We start from the raw sequence: 16,491 nt of genomic DNA, 5'->3' as shown, positions 1-16,491 counted from the left end.
CAACCGTTATTCGCCATCCGCGTTCTGTTCGTCTTTCAGGCGCTCGGCCTTTTTTTCTGCCTCTCTCGCGATCTCCTCACGTTCTTCGTCGCTCTTCTCGAAGAATGATTTCGAGCGTCCTCTTCGACGTCCTTCTGCAAGCCAATCCTGGGATTCGGGATCTTCGGTGAACGCTCTTGGGAAGCAGATTGTTGGTAGCGATACCGACGCTCTTTCAGTGGCCGGAGAATCACCTTCTCGCTCGGGAACGACCTCGATCGTACCCATCAACTGCTGTTCCTCATAAGCTTGAAAACCGCAAGGCAGCTCTCCACCAACAACCTCCGTCACAAGAGCGAAATGTAAAATACTTCAACGTGCAAAGCTGAGTTCACTGGAAAAGAGAGCAATAAACCCCGCTGGACGATTTTCGAAGCCTCCGAGGATGCAACCGCTGTAGATACGTCTTCCGTAGATGCGCCCACAGAATATTTGACATGGTTCTTGGTAATATGCCTAAAGACGGTGACGCTTCTGTGGATTATCATCAACTCTTCATCGAAAACGGGACTTTATCAGCGAAATAACCGCAAGAGGGCGGCTGGTGTGTGAACCTTTCTGTGGCAACCTCCTTCCGTATCTATAAGTCGCGTCGTTAAAGCGGAGGTAGCTCACGTCAAACCGTCCTTTCGGTGGCAGGACCGGCATGCTTCGTCGTCGGTCGGAACGAGCGTCGTACACGACGAGTCAGCCGTCGCACAGGTCGAGGAGTTCCTCGATCGCGGCGACCGTTTCCTCGACGAGTTCGTCGACGACGTTCGCGGCGCTCGGTAGGTCGTCGACCAAGCCGGCGCTCTGTCCGGCGTACAGCGCCATCGCGTCGACGTCCCCCTCTGTCTCTGCAGTCGGTGACCGGAAATCGTACCGTTCGACGTCGCTACCGGAACGTTCGGCGACAGTCTCGCCCTCGCCGGGTCGCGTCCCCGCCGGCGGCCGTCCGGCGTCTTCCCAGCGCTCGACGGTCTCGTTCCGGACCACGCGGTGTGGGACGCCTGGCCAGCCGACGTTGAACAGGTCGGTCAGTTCGGTGTCCGTCTCCGAGGCATCGAGGACCCGTTGCTGGTATCGCGGGTGCTTCGCTGCCTCCCGGGTCGCGACGAACCGCGTCCCGAGCCAGGCGCCGTCGGCGCCGAGCGCGAGCGCCGCCGCAATGCCGCGACCGTCCGCGATGCCGCCGGCCGCGACGACCGGGACCTCGACAGCGTCGACGACCCGTGGAACCAGCGGGAACGTCGCGACGTCGCTTTGGACGTGCCCGCCGGCCTCCATCCCTTGGGTGACGACGACGTCGACGCCGGCGTTCTCGGCTTCGACAGCCTCCGCTGCCGAATTGACGGTTTGTAACACGACGCCGCCGGCGTCCTGAATCCGATCGACGTACGGGTCGGCTGCCCCGAAGGACAGCGAGTAGACGTCGACGCCCTCGTCGATCGCAGCGTCCAGCGCCGCGTTCGTCGCTACCTCCTTCGCGTCGGGATCGAGAACCACGTTGACCGCGACCGGCCGGTCGGTCAGTTCGCGGGCCTTCCGGAGCAGCTCCCGAGAGGACTCGGGATCGTTCCAGGTGATAGAGAGCATCCCCAGTCCGCCCGCCTCGGCGACCGCGGCAGCCAGCTCCGGGCTCGAACCGATCGGCGCCTGTACGATCGGATGCTCGACCCCCAAGATGGGACGGAGGTTGGTTTTCAGACGAACCATGGCCCTGGAACGTACGTCGACAGTAAAGCGCTTTTGAGATATCCAGAGACTCCCAAAATCAGCGGGACGTTCTGCTCAAGGGCGAACTCGGCGAGCTTGCCGGCCTGCTCGGGGCCGACCTGAATATCGCACTCGTCGTCTGCTCCGGCGTGAAACAGCTCGTAGTGCTCTTTGAGGCCGAAATACTCGCCGTCCGTATCGACGATCAGGATCGCGTGATCGCGCTCTATAAGCTCCTCGGCGACGACGCTCGCGCTGTTGCTCTTCCCGCTTCCGCTTTTCCCGGTCAAGAACGCTCGCCCGATCAGGACGGCCTCGGTCGTCTCTTCACCATCATACGTCGCGTAGATCGTCGGCGTGTAGCCGCTCACCCGTTCATACTCGGTACCGTCTGAGGTGATCGACCACTCGTAGACATCCTCGAGGTAGTCGATCTTGTAGACCATCTCACTCCCCGTCGGAGGATTCAGTCGCTTCCTCCAATCGGGGTGAGTCGTGTTTCGAGCTCCTCAATGCGGGCTTCCTGTTCGAGATCGATCGAGATCAACGCCGGATAGAACGGCTCTGTGTGGTTGAGATAGCCGCTCGCGTCGGCGTGCGCACGAATATACGAGAACAGCCTATCGAAGTGCTGTTGGTCCTCTCGACGGAGTCCACGTCGATAATCAAACCAGAGATTGTCGAGCGCCCGGAGGACGTCCCGATACGTCGGATTAGTACGACCCATCGACTGGCACCTCCGGCGTCTGTAGGCCGGCCTGAGCAGCGTCGTAGAGCGGCTGCCGGGCACTCAGGATCTCCGTCCAGTACGCAAGCGTCGTTTGGAACTGCCCGTTGCCAAGCGGATAGACCAACGTCTCAAACGACTCAGCGGTAAATCGCGGTCCCATTCGTGTCCGTTCGCAGCGAATCGTCTCGACAGCTGCCGCCTCGATCGGAGCGGTGAGACCGTCGTCATGAGTCCGGGTAACGAGAATTGGGAGGTCGTACTCGCGAGCGAGGCCAGCGAGGTTGGCGAGGACTCGAACGAGCATCGTCGTTCCCTCACCGTCGCGAAGCGCGTCGTCGCGATACATCCCGTCGAGGGCCGGTAGAATCAGCAGGGACGTGTTCTCGTTAATGCGCTCGGTGAGAATCTGAACGAGACTGTAGTGTTGCCAGGGGGTGAACCCACGGGCAACCTGGATTCGATCAAGCAATCGCCGGTCGGAAACGAGCCGTGCGAGTGGCTGGGTCGTTGCGTGACCGTGGGTGTCGATCCAGTATGCCGGACCTCGGTTGAGCGAGACGTGATCGACAACGAGGGCGTGAAGTGGTCCGATCGGTCGGTCCTCAGTCTCAAGCATTCGTATTCCTGTTCCAAGCGTCGGGAGCTCCGGAATCGGTGGTGGGTCTGGTTCAGATCTCATAGTGTACAAGACAGTCAAGAGCGGAATAAGCCTCGGCGTGTCGCTTCCAGATCTTCCGGAAAGAGAGAGCCTACGATCAGTGTCCGCTCTGTCACTCGATTTCGGTCGAGTGTGTAAACTCCAGAATCGGATCCGAAAACGGGGCTCCGCTCTACTATTAGGGTTGTTGGGAACACGTTGAAGCTCATACCCGACGTTGTAGATACATGTGTGGGCGAAACGCGCTCTTCGTAGCACAGAGTGAACTCGAAAATCGATTCGGAGCGAAGATCGTTACTGATGGTGGTTACGTCCCGAGGTATAACATCGCCCCAGGTGATGGTTTAGAAGTCATCACAAACGAGGCGACTGACGAGATCGACCAGTATCACTGGGGATTGATTCCGTTCTGGGCTGATGAGCCCGAAGAGGGCATCATCAACGCACGATCGGAGACAGCAAACGAAAAACGGGTCTTTCAGGACGCCTGGGAATCGAGGCCCTGTCTCGTCCTCTCCTCGGGGTTCTATGAATGGCAGAAGCGAGCAAGCGGCCCGAAACAACCCTATCGAATCTACCGCGAGGAGACGCCCGCCTTCGCGATGGCCGGCCTCTGGGAGGTGTGGGCCGGTGGTGAACGAGAGATACCGTGTGTGACTATTCTGACCACCGAACCGAGTGAACTGATGGAACCGATCCACGATCGGATGCCCGTCGTGCTGCCTACCGATGCCGAAGAAACCTGGCTCACCGCTGGCCCTGACGAGCGAAGAGAGCTGTGCGGTCCCTACTCCCGAGATGGTCTCAAAGCGTATGAAATCTCGACACGAGTGAACAACCCGGGAAACGACAATCCCTCGGTCATCGAGCCTGTAGAGCACGAACAGAGCGGACTCGATGCCTTCGGCTCTGAGTGAGAGTATCCGTCGTTGGAATTCGATTCAGGATAAGCTGTGCGCTTAGTAATTGAGTCCATTCGTTCATACGAAGATCGTCGAACCGACCGATCACTATAATTGGGAATTGACCGTCAAGAGTTCTCCAACTCAATGGGGTGTTCTGATAGTCTTGCGAGATACAAGGCGCATATCGATCAGAGTGATTCAACGAACTGCCTTACTCGTTCTTGACTCCGATAAAATTCGTCACGCACCTCTTCTACGGTGTGCTCCTCGGAGCCGTCTTTGGGGTCGTAATAGCACGGGAACGGTCACGACCAGCGACTCGTGAACAACCTGAACGTAGCGTAACGACGATCACATGGGCGGTGAACGCTTGGCCGAACACGTATCTCGTTCTCGAGGGCTGTGGCTGCCAGTGAGCAGCAACACGACGACGAACAGGAGCAAGACGATAAAGAGGATCACGAAGACTTTCACCCAACGAGGCGTGCCCTCTCTACTAATTGGGTCGGGAGACGGATCGTCACTCATCTTCGTACCTCTGGATGTGCTCCGCAACCGGCCGAGAGAACAACTCATCCACGTGTTGTATCTGCATGCTTCGCTCATTCCGTATGGACGACTACGGGAAGTAGGTGTGGGTATACACTATTCGGCTCTGTTGAAATCCCATTCTTCAGATAGAATACAGTATGAAACACCCCCTTCGCTGAAGACTGCTTATGAACTGGTGGCTGGAACTTTTCCGAGTAGATAGAGTACGACACCTGCAACAATTAGAGCCATCACAACTCCTAAAATGAGAAGTTGGAGGTCAACACCAGTACGCCAGCTTGCGATCGTTGCGAAAATGAGCCCAATGAGAATACCGCTCCCAATCTTTAGAACATCAACACTGTTCATGGTAGCATTTTTAGTGACAGAACGCTTTATACGTTGCCTGTACTGAGCGATCACTACCCTTCGCAGATCGTCTCTCAATTTGTGCCACATTCGCGCGGTGTATCCAGCATCGCATATCTATCAGCCCTTCAAGAGCACTGAAGCGGAAGTGTGGATTGCTCTACTAATCTCGATAAGTCCTCAGGATCGAGATTCTCTCGGATGGATCGCGGAACGATAGCCTCCATCGACCTCATGAATGAGTCCTGTTTCCAGTGCTTCGATGATTCCTTTGTTCACCTTCCAGGAGTCATATCCCCCGTTCGCACAGAGGATCACCCGAATGTGGGTCGCGTCGATCGCATCAGAAATTCCCTCCGGTTCGCCCGCGTTGTAGTAGACGGTCGAATGGACACGCTCGACCATCGATTTCGACATACTGAGCTTTCGAGAGCGAAGGGCTTGGCTCTATTCACAGAACCTTGTGCAACATCCACTGCTTAACCCATCGCCATTGTTGCACAAGGTGGAATAACCATGTCTCTATGGCGATCGAGCTCACGTACGGGTAATACGTCTGTTCCTTTAGGTATCGATCTCAGTCGTCGCCGTTGGTTCAGCCTGACTGGCGTACGTCTCAGCCAGCTCAACCACGTCGTAGACGTGAATCCCGGTCTTGAACCACAGCACGCGATCGGCAGCGCTCCCGAACTCCTCACTGGAACAATCCAAGCGCTCTGAGACAGCGAGAATGAAGTTGTCCGCGTCTACCTGCCGGATCTTCTCCAGCTTCGAGTCCAGATACTCGGGGGTCCAGAATCCAACGACCTCGAGGATCGCTCGACGACCATCCGGATGTTCGATCGCAAAATCGGGTATCATCACCTCTGCACCGAGGTCGAACACATCGTCCTCTCGCACTAACTCCCACTCCGTCGTTGCTCGTTCCCACTTCTGGGCGAGCGTCCGTTCGACGTCGCTATCGAAGCGCTTCCCGGCGCTGTAATGCGAATCCAGCCCGTCGGTATGATCCAATGTGAACTGGCGCGTCTCTCCGAGTGTCTCGTCGATAAGGATCTCGGCGGCCATCTCCCACCGATCACAGAGCGGGAGCGCCGGGAGGAAGTTCGCCATTCGGATCCCGTACTTCTGTGATTGCGAAAACAGCGATGCCGGTCCATCGAGCACGGCCTCGTACCCTGCAGCCTGATCGGTACTCCCGACGCGCTTGCCATCGGCGTCGATCGGGTAGATGCGGTGCATTAGCCCGAACAGCTTCACGTAGCTGAACACTGTCCCGAAGTGATCCCACACGCGAATGCGCATCTCCGTCGCATTGTAGAGTACTGCCTGTGCGAGCGCGAGATTATACCGGGTTAACAACCAGTCGACGGTGAGATCCGTGTGTTCGTACTCTTCGGAGCTACTGCCGGTCAGCGAAGTCGTCGATGTCGACGCTGCTGTCCCCTCATCACCAATACCAGCATCGGCATACTTCTCGGCAGTTCGCGTCCCGATCCGGACGAGACGCTTGTTGTCCTCTAGATCGGCGTACATCCCCCGATAACACTCTTCGAGCGAGATACCCAACGAATCGGCGACCCCGCTATACACCTCCAGCTTCTGGGTGTCCTCGCCGAGCGTTGGCTGGCGGACGATCGGATATCGTTCGTTAGCTCTCTCGAACAGTCGTCGACGGATCTCGCGCGGCTCGACCGGCGAGACGACCTCGAATTCACACTCGTCTTTCAGGAGTTTCGCTAGCCCTTGAACGATCTTGTAGTCGGTATCCGCGACGGTCAGTTCGTCGATCGCGTCCTCGAGGTCACCCTTCGTTTCCTCGAGATGCGCCTCGAACAGTTCGATGAGCTCTCGGGCGGTCTGCCGGTAGCGTTCGTCGGCCGGGTCGATGAACAACGGCGTCACTTCCTCATCAGTCGTGCGCGAGCGCGCGAGATTAGCCGTTAGCACTCATACTCACCCCCTCACGGCGGCGTTGGGAGACGTACGTCTCCATCGTATCCTCCGAGATGATCTCGTAGAGGCGTGCCGGCTGTCGATCGTCCGTCGGTCGCAGGATTCGGCCAAGTCGCTGGGCGTACTGGCGTTTCGAGGCACTCCCCGAAAGGATGATCCCGACGTTCGCAGCGGGTACGTCGATCCCCTCGTCGAGAACTTGCGACGTGACGAGCATCGAGTACTCGCCGGATCGGAATCGGTCGAGGATCTCGGTGCGTTCCTCGGTTTTGGTCTGGTGGGTAATACAGGGGATGATGAACTCCTGGGAGATGTCGTAGGCGAAGTCGTTGTTCGCGGTGAAGATGATAGCGCGGTCGTCGTGGTGACGCTTGATCAGGTTATCAAGCGTGTCGAGCTTCTTCGAGGCCGTGCGGGCGATCCGCTCGGCTCGTTGTTTGGCGATGAGTGCCCGTCGTCCCTCTGGGTCGTAGGAGGTCCGCTTGAGGAACTCGGCATATCCCTCTGCTTTCCAGAGGTCGAACTCGTGGCTGTCGACATAATCTCGATAGATCTGGTACTCTTTGTCGTACTCTGAACGTTCGTCGGACGTGAGGTCGATCGACATGTGGATCGTCTCGTACTCGCTGAGGTACTCACCGGCGAGTTCGTCGACGCTTTCGCGGTAGACCACCGGTCCGATAAGGTCCTCTAAGAGTTCGTGTTTCCCGTCCGGGCGCTCGTAGGTCGCGGTCAGCCCGAGTCGATACGGTGCGATCGTCATCTCTGGAATCAGCTGGTAGGTCGGAGCGGGGAGGTGGTGTTCCTCGTCGACGACGAGCAACCCGAATCGATCGCCGTACTCGTTGATATAGCGATACGCGCTGTCGTAGGTGGTGACGGTAATCGCAGTGACCTCGTGAGAGCCACCGCCAAGGACGCCGATCGGGTCTCGCAGCTGGTCGCCGAAGGCGTTAGTGAGCGTGGCGTGCCACTGGTTCATCAGGTCGATCGTCGGCGTCACAACGAGTGCGCTGACGCCGGCATCAGCGATCGCTTGAAGCCCGAGGAACGTCTTCCCGCTCCCTGTCGGAAGGACGACGCTGCCCCGACGTCCGTGGGCGATCCAGGCATCAAGGGCAGCTTGCTGGTAGTCACGCGGTTCGATATGGAGGGCTGGTGTAAGGTCGAGATCGGGATACCGGCGAGCGGCGTCCTCGAATCCCTGCTGAAGCGTTCGCTGTTCGGCGTTATCAGCTTCCTGTCCGTGTGTCTCAACCCACGTTCCAGCCCATTCGAGCAGCTCCCGATACCGGTATGCTTGGGCACGGTACTCATCGACGCGGTCATCCCACTCCATGAATGGAACCGTTTCAGTGACTCCGCGAAGGAGGAGTGTTCCGTCGTCGAACTCGAGTTTCATCGCGTCTGTGAGTCCGTTATTGGGGAAACAGGAATACTTTACTGGATACCCTACTTGGTCGCGGCTCGCTCACGCTAGAAGAAGTCCCAGCGATCGGTGATTACCCCGTCGATGCCCGCTGCGGTGAGCGCCCGGGCCTGCGAGAGCGTCGAGACGCACCAGGCGTCCACCTCCAGGTCGTGCTCCGCGGCGCGGTCGACAATATCCCCCTTTAAACAGAGTTCATACTGCGGGTGAACCATGATCGCGTCGAGCTCGATCGCCAGGTCGAGGTACTCATCTGGCCAGTCGACGAAGATGGGCGCGAGCCCCACGGAGTCGTTCCGGTCGCGTACCTCCCACAGCGCGTCCGGGACGAACGAGGAGAGGACGAGTTCGTTCTCTATCCCGTCGATCGCGCGGAGGACGTCGCTTGCCATCCCGGCCCGCTTGAGTTCGAGGTTGAGCCCGACGTGTGGGGGAGTCACCCGGAGAAGGTCTGCGAGCGTGGGGATCGGTTCGTCCGAGTCGAGGACCGTGTACCGCGAGAGCTCGGCGTAGTCCGTGGCGTCAACCCGGAGGTTGACGCCGGCGAGTCGCGAGAGGTTCTGATCGTGGAAGACGACGAGTTCGCCAGAGCCACACCGACGGACGTCGACTTCGATCATGTCGACGTGCGGCGAACACGCCCGGACCGCGCCGATCGTGTTCTCCGGGTACTGATGGGCGCAGCCGCGGTGAGCGACGATACGCATTCACCATTACCCTTGACCGCGGGAGTCTAAGCCGCTTTCGTCTCCAAGGTAGCTATGGAGCGCTCTCGTTGGCTATCGAGAGGAAGAGCACTCAATCTGGTCGGACATTGGCTTCTTTACGGCGAGCCGCTTGTTCTCCAGCTACCTATAATCGGTCCGTTCCTATTCGGTTGAGCATCTGATTTTCACCTCGGGACGAGGTGGCTGTATATTTGATCGGTAGTCTGTCGGTTCGCATGACGTAACCGGAGTTGCACGGCCTCAAGGCGGCCGCCGTCGACCTGGATAATCCGATAGGCGACCGAGTGGCGAAGGGTGTGAGGGGTGACGTTATCGGGCTCACCGACACCGCCGCCGGCTACCAGGGGCGGGACGTCGGCCTCGGTCGCGAGCTTTTCGACGAGGCGCTGGAGCGACCGAGTGGTAAGGCGGTCGCTCGAGCGCGTAGGAAACAGGGCGTCGGTGTCTTTCCAGCGGTCGCGAAGGTATCGCCGGAGTAGGCGGAGGGTGTCGGGCGCGAACTCGAGTGTCGCCGGTGGGGACGTGCCTTTCTGAATCCGGCTCAGGAGGTACACGGTTCCGACTCCTAAATCGACGTAGTCTACGTCGAGAGCGCACACCTCGCCGGCGCGAAGGCCGGCGTCATAGAGCAGGGCGACGATCGCCTCGTTACGATCCTGTAGGTACGTCGGGACGGCGTCGGTGAGACAGACGTCTCGGAGTCAGCCGACCTGCTCGGGTTTCAACCAGGTACGGACGCGGCCTATCGGTGTGTTGAATGTCGGGAATTCTTACGTCAGTGTGTGTCGTCGACATGGTTTTTCTAAGAGGTGGTCTGGTGTCCGGGTACGAACGTCGGGGTTTGGAGTAAACTCCGACGTTCACTGAACCATGTGACACACCTCGGAGAGAGAGAGTTATCAAGTACGTCAGACGCTCGAGGATACCTTACCTGGCAGAGCGCCGGGAGCGCGAGGGCAGACATGTATCTATGCGTGTCTCTTCAAAACATTCCACCAACACCATCTCGATGCAACAAAAATAATACGGCCAGCACTGTCGTCCGTGCCGACGGGAGAATCCGCGTCCGTGACGCAACCCGTCTCACCGATCTCGAACCTGACTTTGGATCAAATACGATATAATGCTGATAATTAAAGATGCATATTAAGACATACACCCATTAAACCTAAGCGGGTTTTTCTCCCGACTTTGAGTATGGTCGATGAGGCACTTGATGCGCTGTTGGATATTCACCGTCGACGGGTATTGATGGCGCTGTTGGAGCATAACCCCCAGCACGACGAGGAGATCCATATCCCGGAGGAGGTTCACGTGGGTGAGAAGGAATTTGAAATCTTACAGACCGAGATGTTCCACACCCATCTCCCTAAATTGGAAGAGTCAGGATTCATCCGCTGGGATGAGGAGAATCACGAAGTGGTGAGAGGCCCGCGATTTGATGAGATCAAGCCGTTGCTCGAACTGATGGCCGATCACGCGGATGAACTCCCTGATGACTGGGTGTGAGTCCGCCGCTGCGCGGCGGTGATCGAAGGGCTGTTTTGGTAAGAATCGGGACGGGAGGTGCCGGTCGTACACGTTTCGCCGGAGGCGCGACGGCTGGGTGGCAGTGGCAGTCGAATCTTCGGGAGACTTACGGAACCCTCACTCAGAACCTTCGATCCTGGCTCCGTTTTGGTTTACTGGTGTGGTCGACTGCGAATTTCCTGTTCGGTAAGTGATCGCTCAATGAGTGAATCAACGTCTCCGGATTCGAGTGCACGGAGTCCATCCTCGAGCGTGTAGGTCCGCTCGTCGTCAGAACACGGGAAGACGGCCTCAATTCCGTGGTCGTCATACACTCCGAGACAGAGTAACGGGACACTGATGACGGTGTGTGATCGCTCGGAGACTATCGTCTCTGTCTCTCGAACGTGAAATGCTGGTGCGAGTGAGTACCCGTGCTCGTCGGCCCACTCCTCGAACTCATCATAGACCTTCTTGATGGCTGTCGTGGAGTCGTCGACTGGAATATTGTGCCCCCATATCTCATAGTCGACTGAACCGAGTCTGGTGTCGTCTGTAAGGTGTTCTAACCGCTCGATCGTCTCTTCTTGAATGCCATTGATGCCGTACGGTGCAACCGATCGCATGTAGAGGACTGCCTCCCGCTCTCGGCTTGTTGTATCTGGCCCATCCACCATAATGGAAATAGATTGTAGAGTTTTGTAGGCCTTTTCATAACTTGGAACAGTACACATGATGTTGTTTTAGTAATATATTGGGTACATTTCTTGGAGAGCATCGACAGCGTATCGCGCGTGATTTCTCGTCTAGGGTCCGTTTATGCTGAGTGTACTGGTCGGAGTATTCGACATCGAGACGGTGAACGGCGCTGAGTGAGACGGTGTACATGCTCAAGGTGATCGGAGGACCGGGAAAGAGAGCCGTCTAGATCGGTTCAGGCCGCGGTGAACGCCTCGCCGTCACGCTCGACGAGGCCCGCCGCCGAGAGTGTGTCGAGGACCGGGTAGAGCGCGAGTTTCCTCATCCCCAGCGTCGCTTCGAGTTCGTTGATCGTCGCGTCGCCGGTGAGGTCAAGGTAAAGGTAGACGAGCTTTGAGCCGGACGATTCGAGTTCAGTCGGGAGGTCGTCGATCGCCACTTCGGTGTGATTGTAGGACGCTTTGGTGCTCATTTCTGCCGCTCGTGGGGTTATATCTGGTTCATCCATTAAAATGACAATAGGGTGTAGAGCTTTGTAGACCTTTTTCATAGCTCAGAGTACACAATTGACAGTATTCTACTAACATATTAGGTACGATTTTTGGGCACCGACAAGGAAACGTCAAATACGTCCAGTTAGAGCGCCGGAGGCGCGACGGCTGGGTTTCGGTGGTGATAATGGTGGTGGGGGCCTGGTCAAAAAAATGAAAACCCGCGCCGCTACCCTGGTGCTGGGATAGTGGGTGCGGATCTGACCCATGTGCCTCTGTGCAGGAAGTCGACAGCCGTCTTCCTTACTGGATAGTGATCCAGCATTCGGAGAGCAACGCTTGACTACTTGGGCTTTTTCCCTTTATACGAAACCGATCAAGTCAGATGGTTGACTTAACGACGAGTGTGCCTGGGAGTTGAGAGGGCTCTTCGTGCTGTATCTGTGAATCATCGTTAGGTCGCCGTCTTCAAGGCTGTAGGGTGTCGGAGATTGACAGCGAACCACACCACCACCACCACCACCATGTGACTGGCTCGCTGCTGTTAGGATAATGCTCCACTCTGCTTCCCCGGTGCTGCTCAGAGGCACGTGAGCTCATCTCGGTGGGAAGCAGAGTGGTCTTCTAACTTTCCCAGCTGGATGTTATCCAGCAACATTGAAGGAACCCCTATCTAAATAACTTTACCCTCTGAATACGAAGACCTTTTAAATTCCCTCAATAGTTTTGTAACATGTTGGCTACTTTCGCTCTCTTATTTCCCGTAAGATCAAAAGCGCCCTCAATATTTTGTACAATCTGCAAGCCAGAAGTGATTCTCCCATCTCCGTGATGTCGACAAACCGGCCCTAATTAATCCGAGTCCTGGTGACCTCCTGCTTTGCTCACGAGGTCGGTTCGCGACGGACGTACTGTTCGAAGTATCTCAGGTTCCGCCGTCGAATGGCCCCAAGCGAACGGCTGCCGTGCATCCGGGCGATCGACTCGACGAGCTGGTAGGCGCGGAGCTCTTCGCCCTCGGTGAGGTGGCCTTCGAGGGCGTGGCAATCGAGCGCCTGGAGGATGAGCAACCAGTCTTGTTCGTGCCAGTCGATCGGGGGCTCGGGCGGTCGGTAGTCGGGCCGACGTCGATCTCGATTCATCGACCCAGGTGGTCCGGTCTTCGTATATGAACTTACGTTAGATCCTAGGGCGGGTGATTCGCTCATAGTGGGACGCGACGGCTGGGTTGCGGTGATGGTTTGGGTCAGTGATCAGTGGGTCCTCTAGTGGACCTTTCTCAGGAGCATGCCAGATGGGTCCTATTGGTCCCCCTTCGCAGGCACAACTTTTGTCTTCTTATTATCGCTTCTAGCGTATGGACCCTTTCTTACCAGTCACCTGATGTAAAAGCGTCCACGTAGGACAGTGTACCTCCTGTCCCTCTTGTGCCTGGTTTTGGTAAGAGGATGGGGTACCTCTGAAAAACCCATCCGCTCGACGATATCGTGTGCGAGTACAGTGGTGGCTGTGGTAGCACAGCCCGCGTTGCTACCATTGATTATGAAGCGCTTCAGTCATATAAACGTTGACAGTAACACATACTATTACACACTGGCGTTGATTTGCTGATTATCCTCCCTGGTGGTAGGGTTCCTCAGAGTATCAAATCTCTGAACGTAGTACTACCGCACGTGCACTCTGGGGAACCACTCACTATGTGGATCGTTCCGTTCCTTTCGCGGCGTGCTGCAAAGGTCGACCCACACTCCGTGCACGTTGCTGTGATTGGTTTTGTTGTATACTTCACAGCCAGCTCCTTTGAGTGGTATGCTATCAGCCAGCACCCTACTAAAATATTGTATTCTGGGTTTCTAAATAGGTTTCGGGAAGCGGGTCCTGGTTCTACGACGGTCGCGACGTCCAGGTTACGGTAACTATGTGGACTTTGTCTCGAGATGCCAGCTGGCATCCAGAGACGCCCGATCAGATGATGGGATCGTCCCTGTCGTGTTGCCAGCAGGCCAGGTGGGGGAGAGAAACGTGTGCATTACACCGAGTTCCGTCCTTTGACTCTCGTCCGCAGATGAAGATCCCCTCAGAGTTGATGAGCGGTTCATCGTTCTCACGGAATCCGAGCGGATTCGGACTTTCTGGTGTTGCCATCGGTTCTTCTAACCCGTCTGTATAAGGCGACCTGGGTAGATATGATTTGATATAGTTTGACAATCTGGGTGAATCCTGCGCATATAACAGATTCTGACAGGGAAACGCCAGATGTATCATAGAACGAGGTCGTCAGAAATTGCTATTATATGATACTACTTCTATAGGGATTAGCAAAAGAAGTCATAGAGTCGACTTCGTACTATCTGGTAGCTGCCAGAAACACTGTGCGAGATACAGAGTGCGTATCTCGCATGATGCCGTGTCCAGACTCAGAACGTGAGAATTGGCCGGTGCAGGGGAACAGGGAGCGAGTCGTTTAGTGTTCGCCGCTGTGATTCTCCGACCAACAAAAATTTCGCTCCCGTCTCCATAGTGGCCGCCCATGAGCCGCGAGTGGATCCTTGACGAGAAGACGCATGCAGGTGAAGAACACCTCGACCCGACGCAGGTAGCCCAATACGACGAGAAAATCCCGTTCGATCCGGCCGGGGAGATCGAATTGCTGTCGGAGTACGAGCTCTCTGAGGAGGATACAGTCGTGGATTTTGGGACGGGAACGGGCGGGTTCCCGCTCGCCGTAGCCGAACACTGTGACCGCGTGGTGGCGGTCGATATCTCGGACGTCATGTTGGACGTGGCTCGGGAGAAAATGGAGGCTAAGGGGGTTCGGAACGTCGAGTTTGTTAATGACGGGTTCCTGAGCTACGAGCATGAATGGACCCCCGCTTCGTTCGCGTTTTCGAAGAACGCGCTCCATCACCTTCCCGACTTTTGGAAAGTCGAGGCGCTCAAAAACATCGGTGACACGCTTGAACCAGGTGGTATCCTCCGACTCCGCGATCTCGTCTATTCGTTCGATCCAGCGGACAGTCATGAGGCGATCGAAGCGTGGCTTGAGGGGATGGAATCGACCCTTTTCACCGACGAAGAACTCCACGCTCACTTTCGAGAGGAGTTCAGCACGTACGACTTCCTGTTCGAACCCATGCTGGAAGAGGTCGGGTTCGAGATCCTTGACTCGACCTATCGGGACGGGTTCTACGCGTCGTACACCTGCCGATGGCAGGGGGAGCTGCAATAACCGACTGCGTCGTGTGGCATGTCCCCTCTAAGTTTTGTACGGCATTTTTGACAGCTATCAGAAGATATTCCACTGGGTCTATAACTTCTTTTGCTAATCCCTATAGTAGATCGGAATGGCGATCCCCATACACCGCTGAAAGGGACGGCCCGGATGGGGAGTACCCTTTCTGCGCTACTATCCCTGAGGAGCAAGTGGTGTATGGCACTCGCTATCCTGAGGGGTGTATGCGGGGTAACCACTCCGGATATCTGCGCTCCACTTTTTGTGCAAGCAATTCAGTTATTTGACTAGGCAACAGACTCAATTCGGGCTTAGATACCAGCCCATCCCCTGCCATCGGTTCAATAATACACCCTTTCGTCTCCGTGACACCGACAGATTGAGACCGGATTAGCTCTGGTAAGTCGGAGTGATCGGCAGCTCAGTTATAAGTGGGGGCGTCGATCCTGGTGGATTCAGGTCTACAGATCGGTATAATGATCTCACTCGAGTTCCGTGAACCTACGACACTCGGAAGAGTGGGGAGGGGGTTGAAACCGTATATCGCAACCGTTCCTCCCGACCAGTCGTAACTTCCGGTAGCAATGATAGGAATCATCGGAGTAGTTTATAGTTCCTCGATCGCGGATCGGACGACATCGATGAGGTGTGAGCCCACGAGATTCGCGTGGCTACGATGATCCCTGTCAGTCCGTCTGGTGAGGGTGGCTGACGTGGTTTTAGCAATTATCTCTCTTGAGATGGCCGTGTTGCTGTTCGTCATTGCGCTGGTCGCTGGCGTCGGGATCAGTGCGATCGGACCGGGCGGGATCTTTGTGACGATCGCTCTCTTCTTGTTGGTACCAATCTCCTCTGCAGAGGTTGCCGGCACAGCGAGTTTGACCTTTATCTTCACGGGTCTGCTCGCCACAGGCCTCTTCCAGCGGTCGGGAGATTTCGCCGAGGGATTTGCCCGCGAGATGGCGATCATCTTGAGTGGAATGAGCATTATTGGTGCGTACACCGGCTCGCAGGCGAACCTCGTTATTTCGGACGAAGTCTTCGGCTACTTGTTAGCGGTATTCGTCGCCGTGGTTGGGGGCATCATTCTCTATCGAGAGGTCCACGGATTTGAACCGTCGAACCACGTTCAGTTGATCTCCACCGGGCAACGACGAGGTACGCTTGGAACGATCGGATTCGGCGTCGGTTTCATCGGCGGGTTGCTCGGTGTCGGTGGTCCCGTAATCGGCGTTCCCATTCTGGTACTCCTCGGAGTGCCGATGCTTACGGCACTAGCGGTCGCACAGGTTCAGTCAATATTCATCTCCGGCTTCGCGACGGCTGGCTACTTCCTCGGAGACGCGGTCTCGATCCCGATCGCGATCCTTGTTGGAGTTCCACAATTGATCGGTGTCGTCGTCGGGTGGCGGATAGCCCATTTGGTTGCAGAGGGACGACTTCGGATCGCCCTCGGCGTGGTCCTTCTGTTGATATCCCCAGTGATTGCGCTGTAACGATCCACCTTCGGTTAAAGC

At 56.5% G+C, this 16,491-nt stretch carries 18 protein-coding genes; 4 read left to right on the top strand and 14 right to left on the bottom strand.

The features are described from left to right. Nucleotides 1-6 precede the first annotated feature (6 nt). From V2L32_RS00225 to V2L32_RS00205, 5 genes are all read right to left on the bottom strand, one after another. A complete protein-coding gene (locus V2L32_RS00225; protein ID WP_331232342.1) occupies nucleotides 7-267 on the bottom strand; it encodes a hypothetical protein in 261 nt (86 codons plus the stop codon). Nucleotides 268-726: 459 nt separating this feature from the next. Then, nucleotides 727-1,737: an NAD(P)H-dependent flavin oxidoreductase gene (locus tag V2L32_RS00220; RefSeq protein ID WP_331232341.1), complete on the bottom strand. Its 1,011-nt coding sequence runs from the start codon at nucleotides 1,735-1,737 to the stop codon at nucleotides 727-729. Then, nucleotides 1,725-2,183: a helicase HerA domain-containing protein gene (locus V2L32_RS00215; RefSeq protein WP_409348363.1), complete on the bottom strand. Its 459-nt coding sequence runs from the start codon at nucleotides 2,181-2,183 to the stop codon at nucleotides 1,725-1,727. Before V2L32_RS00215 ends, V2L32_RS00220 begins: the two co-directional genes overlap by 13 nt. Nucleotides 2,184-2,203: 20 nt before the next feature. Further along, nucleotides 2,204-2,464: a hypothetical protein gene (locus V2L32_RS00210; RefSeq protein WP_331232340.1), complete on the bottom strand. Its 261-nt coding sequence runs from the start codon at nucleotides 2,462-2,464 to the stop codon at nucleotides 2,204-2,206. Further along, the gene (locus V2L32_RS00205; RefSeq protein WP_331232339.1) at nucleotides 2,451-3,146 is read right to left on the bottom strand and encodes a P-loop NTPase family protein; all 696 of its coding nucleotides are present in this window, start codon (nucleotides 3,144-3,146) and stop codon (nucleotides 2,451-2,453) included. Before V2L32_RS00205 ends, V2L32_RS00210 begins: the two co-directional genes overlap by 14 nt. A 206-nt stretch (nucleotides 3,147-3,352) precedes the next feature. Here V2L32_RS00205 and V2L32_RS00200 point away from each other — a divergent pair, with 206 nt between their 5' ends. Further along, complete coding sequence (locus tag V2L32_RS00200; protein ID WP_331232338.1) at nucleotides 3,353-4,042, top strand: SOS response-associated peptidase; 690 nt, start codon at nucleotides 3,353-3,355, stop codon at nucleotides 4,040-4,042. 705 nt (nucleotides 4,043-4,747) lie between these two features. Here V2L32_RS00200 and V2L32_RS00195 read toward each other — a convergent pair. The 6 genes from V2L32_RS00195 to V2L32_RS00170 form a co-directional block, all read right to left on the bottom strand. Then, entirely contained in the window at nucleotides 4,748-4,930 is a 183-nt protein-coding gene (locus V2L32_RS00195; RefSeq protein ID WP_331232337.1) for a hypothetical protein, read from the bottom strand. A 180-nt stretch (nucleotides 4,931-5,110) separates the two neighbouring features. After that, nucleotides 5,111-5,347 (bottom strand): hypothetical protein, encoded by a 237-nt coding sequence (locus V2L32_RS00190; RefSeq protein WP_331232336.1) that lies wholly within the window; start codon nucleotides 5,345-5,347, stop codon nucleotides 5,111-5,113. A 147-nt stretch (nucleotides 5,348-5,494) separates the two neighbouring features. Then, nucleotides 5,495-6,880 (bottom strand): DUF790 family protein, encoded by a 1,386-nt coding sequence (locus tag V2L32_RS00185; protein WP_331232335.1) that lies wholly within the window; start codon nucleotides 6,878-6,880, stop codon nucleotides 5,495-5,497. After that, on the bottom strand, nucleotides 6,867-8,288 hold the full coding sequence (locus tag V2L32_RS00180; protein ID WP_331232334.1) for a DEAD/DEAH box helicase: 1,422 nt from the start codon (nucleotides 8,286-8,288) through the stop codon (nucleotides 6,867-6,869). Before V2L32_RS00180 ends, V2L32_RS00185 begins: the two co-directional genes overlap by 14 nt. A 74-nt stretch (nucleotides 8,289-8,362) precedes the next feature. Beyond that, entirely contained in the window at nucleotides 8,363-9,022 is a 660-nt protein-coding gene (locus V2L32_RS00175) for a glycerophosphodiester phosphodiesterase (RefSeq protein ID WP_331232332.1), read from the bottom strand. A 185-nt stretch (nucleotides 9,023-9,207) separates the two neighbouring features. Next, the gene (locus V2L32_RS00170) at nucleotides 9,208-9,642 is read right to left on the bottom strand and encodes a tyrosine-type recombinase/integrase (protein ID WP_409348362.1); all 435 of its coding nucleotides are present in this window, start codon (nucleotides 9,640-9,642) and stop codon (nucleotides 9,208-9,210) included. A gap of 598 nt (nucleotides 9,643-10,240) precedes the next feature. Here V2L32_RS00170 and V2L32_RS00165 point away from each other — a divergent pair. Then, on the top strand, nucleotides 10,241-10,552 hold the full coding sequence (locus tag V2L32_RS00165; RefSeq protein WP_331232331.1) for a transcriptional regulator: 312 nt from the start codon (nucleotides 10,241-10,243) through the stop codon (nucleotides 10,550-10,552). 173 nt (nucleotides 10,553-10,725) lie between these two features. Here the strand turns inward: V2L32_RS00165 and V2L32_RS00160 are convergent, their stop codons facing one another. The 3 genes from V2L32_RS00160 to V2L32_RS00150 all read right to left on the bottom strand — a co-directional run bounded on the left by V2L32_RS00160 (nucleotide 10,726) and on the right by V2L32_RS00150 (nucleotide 12,884). Further along, the gene (locus tag V2L32_RS00160) at nucleotides 10,726-11,229 is read right to left on the bottom strand and encodes an HTH domain-containing protein (RefSeq protein ID WP_331232330.1); all 504 of its coding nucleotides are present in this window, start codon (nucleotides 11,227-11,229) and stop codon (nucleotides 10,726-10,728) included. Between the two features lie 257 nt (nucleotides 11,230-11,486). After that, nucleotides 11,487-11,723 (bottom strand): TrmB family transcriptional regulator, encoded by a 237-nt coding sequence (locus V2L32_RS00155; RefSeq protein ID WP_331232329.1) that lies wholly within the window; start codon nucleotides 11,721-11,723, stop codon nucleotides 11,487-11,489. 903 nt (nucleotides 11,724-12,626) lie between these two features. Next, nucleotides 12,627-12,884, bottom strand: coding sequence for a hypothetical protein (locus V2L32_RS00150; protein WP_331232328.1), 258 nt, complete (start codon nucleotides 12,882-12,884; stop codon nucleotides 12,627-12,629). 1,388 nt (nucleotides 12,885-14,272) lie between these two features. Between V2L32_RS00150 and V2L32_RS00145 the strand changes: the two genes are divergently transcribed. Both V2L32_RS00145 and V2L32_RS00140 read left to right on the top strand, forming a co-directional pair. Then, nucleotides 14,273-14,971, top strand: a complete 699-nt coding sequence (locus tag V2L32_RS00145) for a class I SAM-dependent methyltransferase (protein WP_331232327.1) — start codon at nucleotides 14,273-14,275, stop codon at nucleotides 14,969-14,971. A 707-nt stretch (nucleotides 14,972-15,678) separates the two neighbouring features. Then, nucleotides 15,679-16,470, top strand: a complete 792-nt coding sequence (locus V2L32_RS00140; protein WP_331232326.1) for a sulfite exporter TauE/SafE family protein — start codon at nucleotides 15,679-15,681, stop codon at nucleotides 16,468-16,470. The last annotated feature ends 21 nt before the right edge of the window (nucleotides 16,471-16,491 follow it).

This window comes from Halalkalicoccus sp. CGA53, assembly GCF_036429475.1.
In the GTDB taxonomy this organism is placed as follows: Archaea; Halobacteriota; Halobacteria; order Halobacteriales; family Halalkalicoccaceae; genus Natronorarus; species Natronorarus salvus.
Note: the sequence above shows the minus strand (reverse complement) of the source record. Positions and strands in the feature narration are given on the sequence as shown.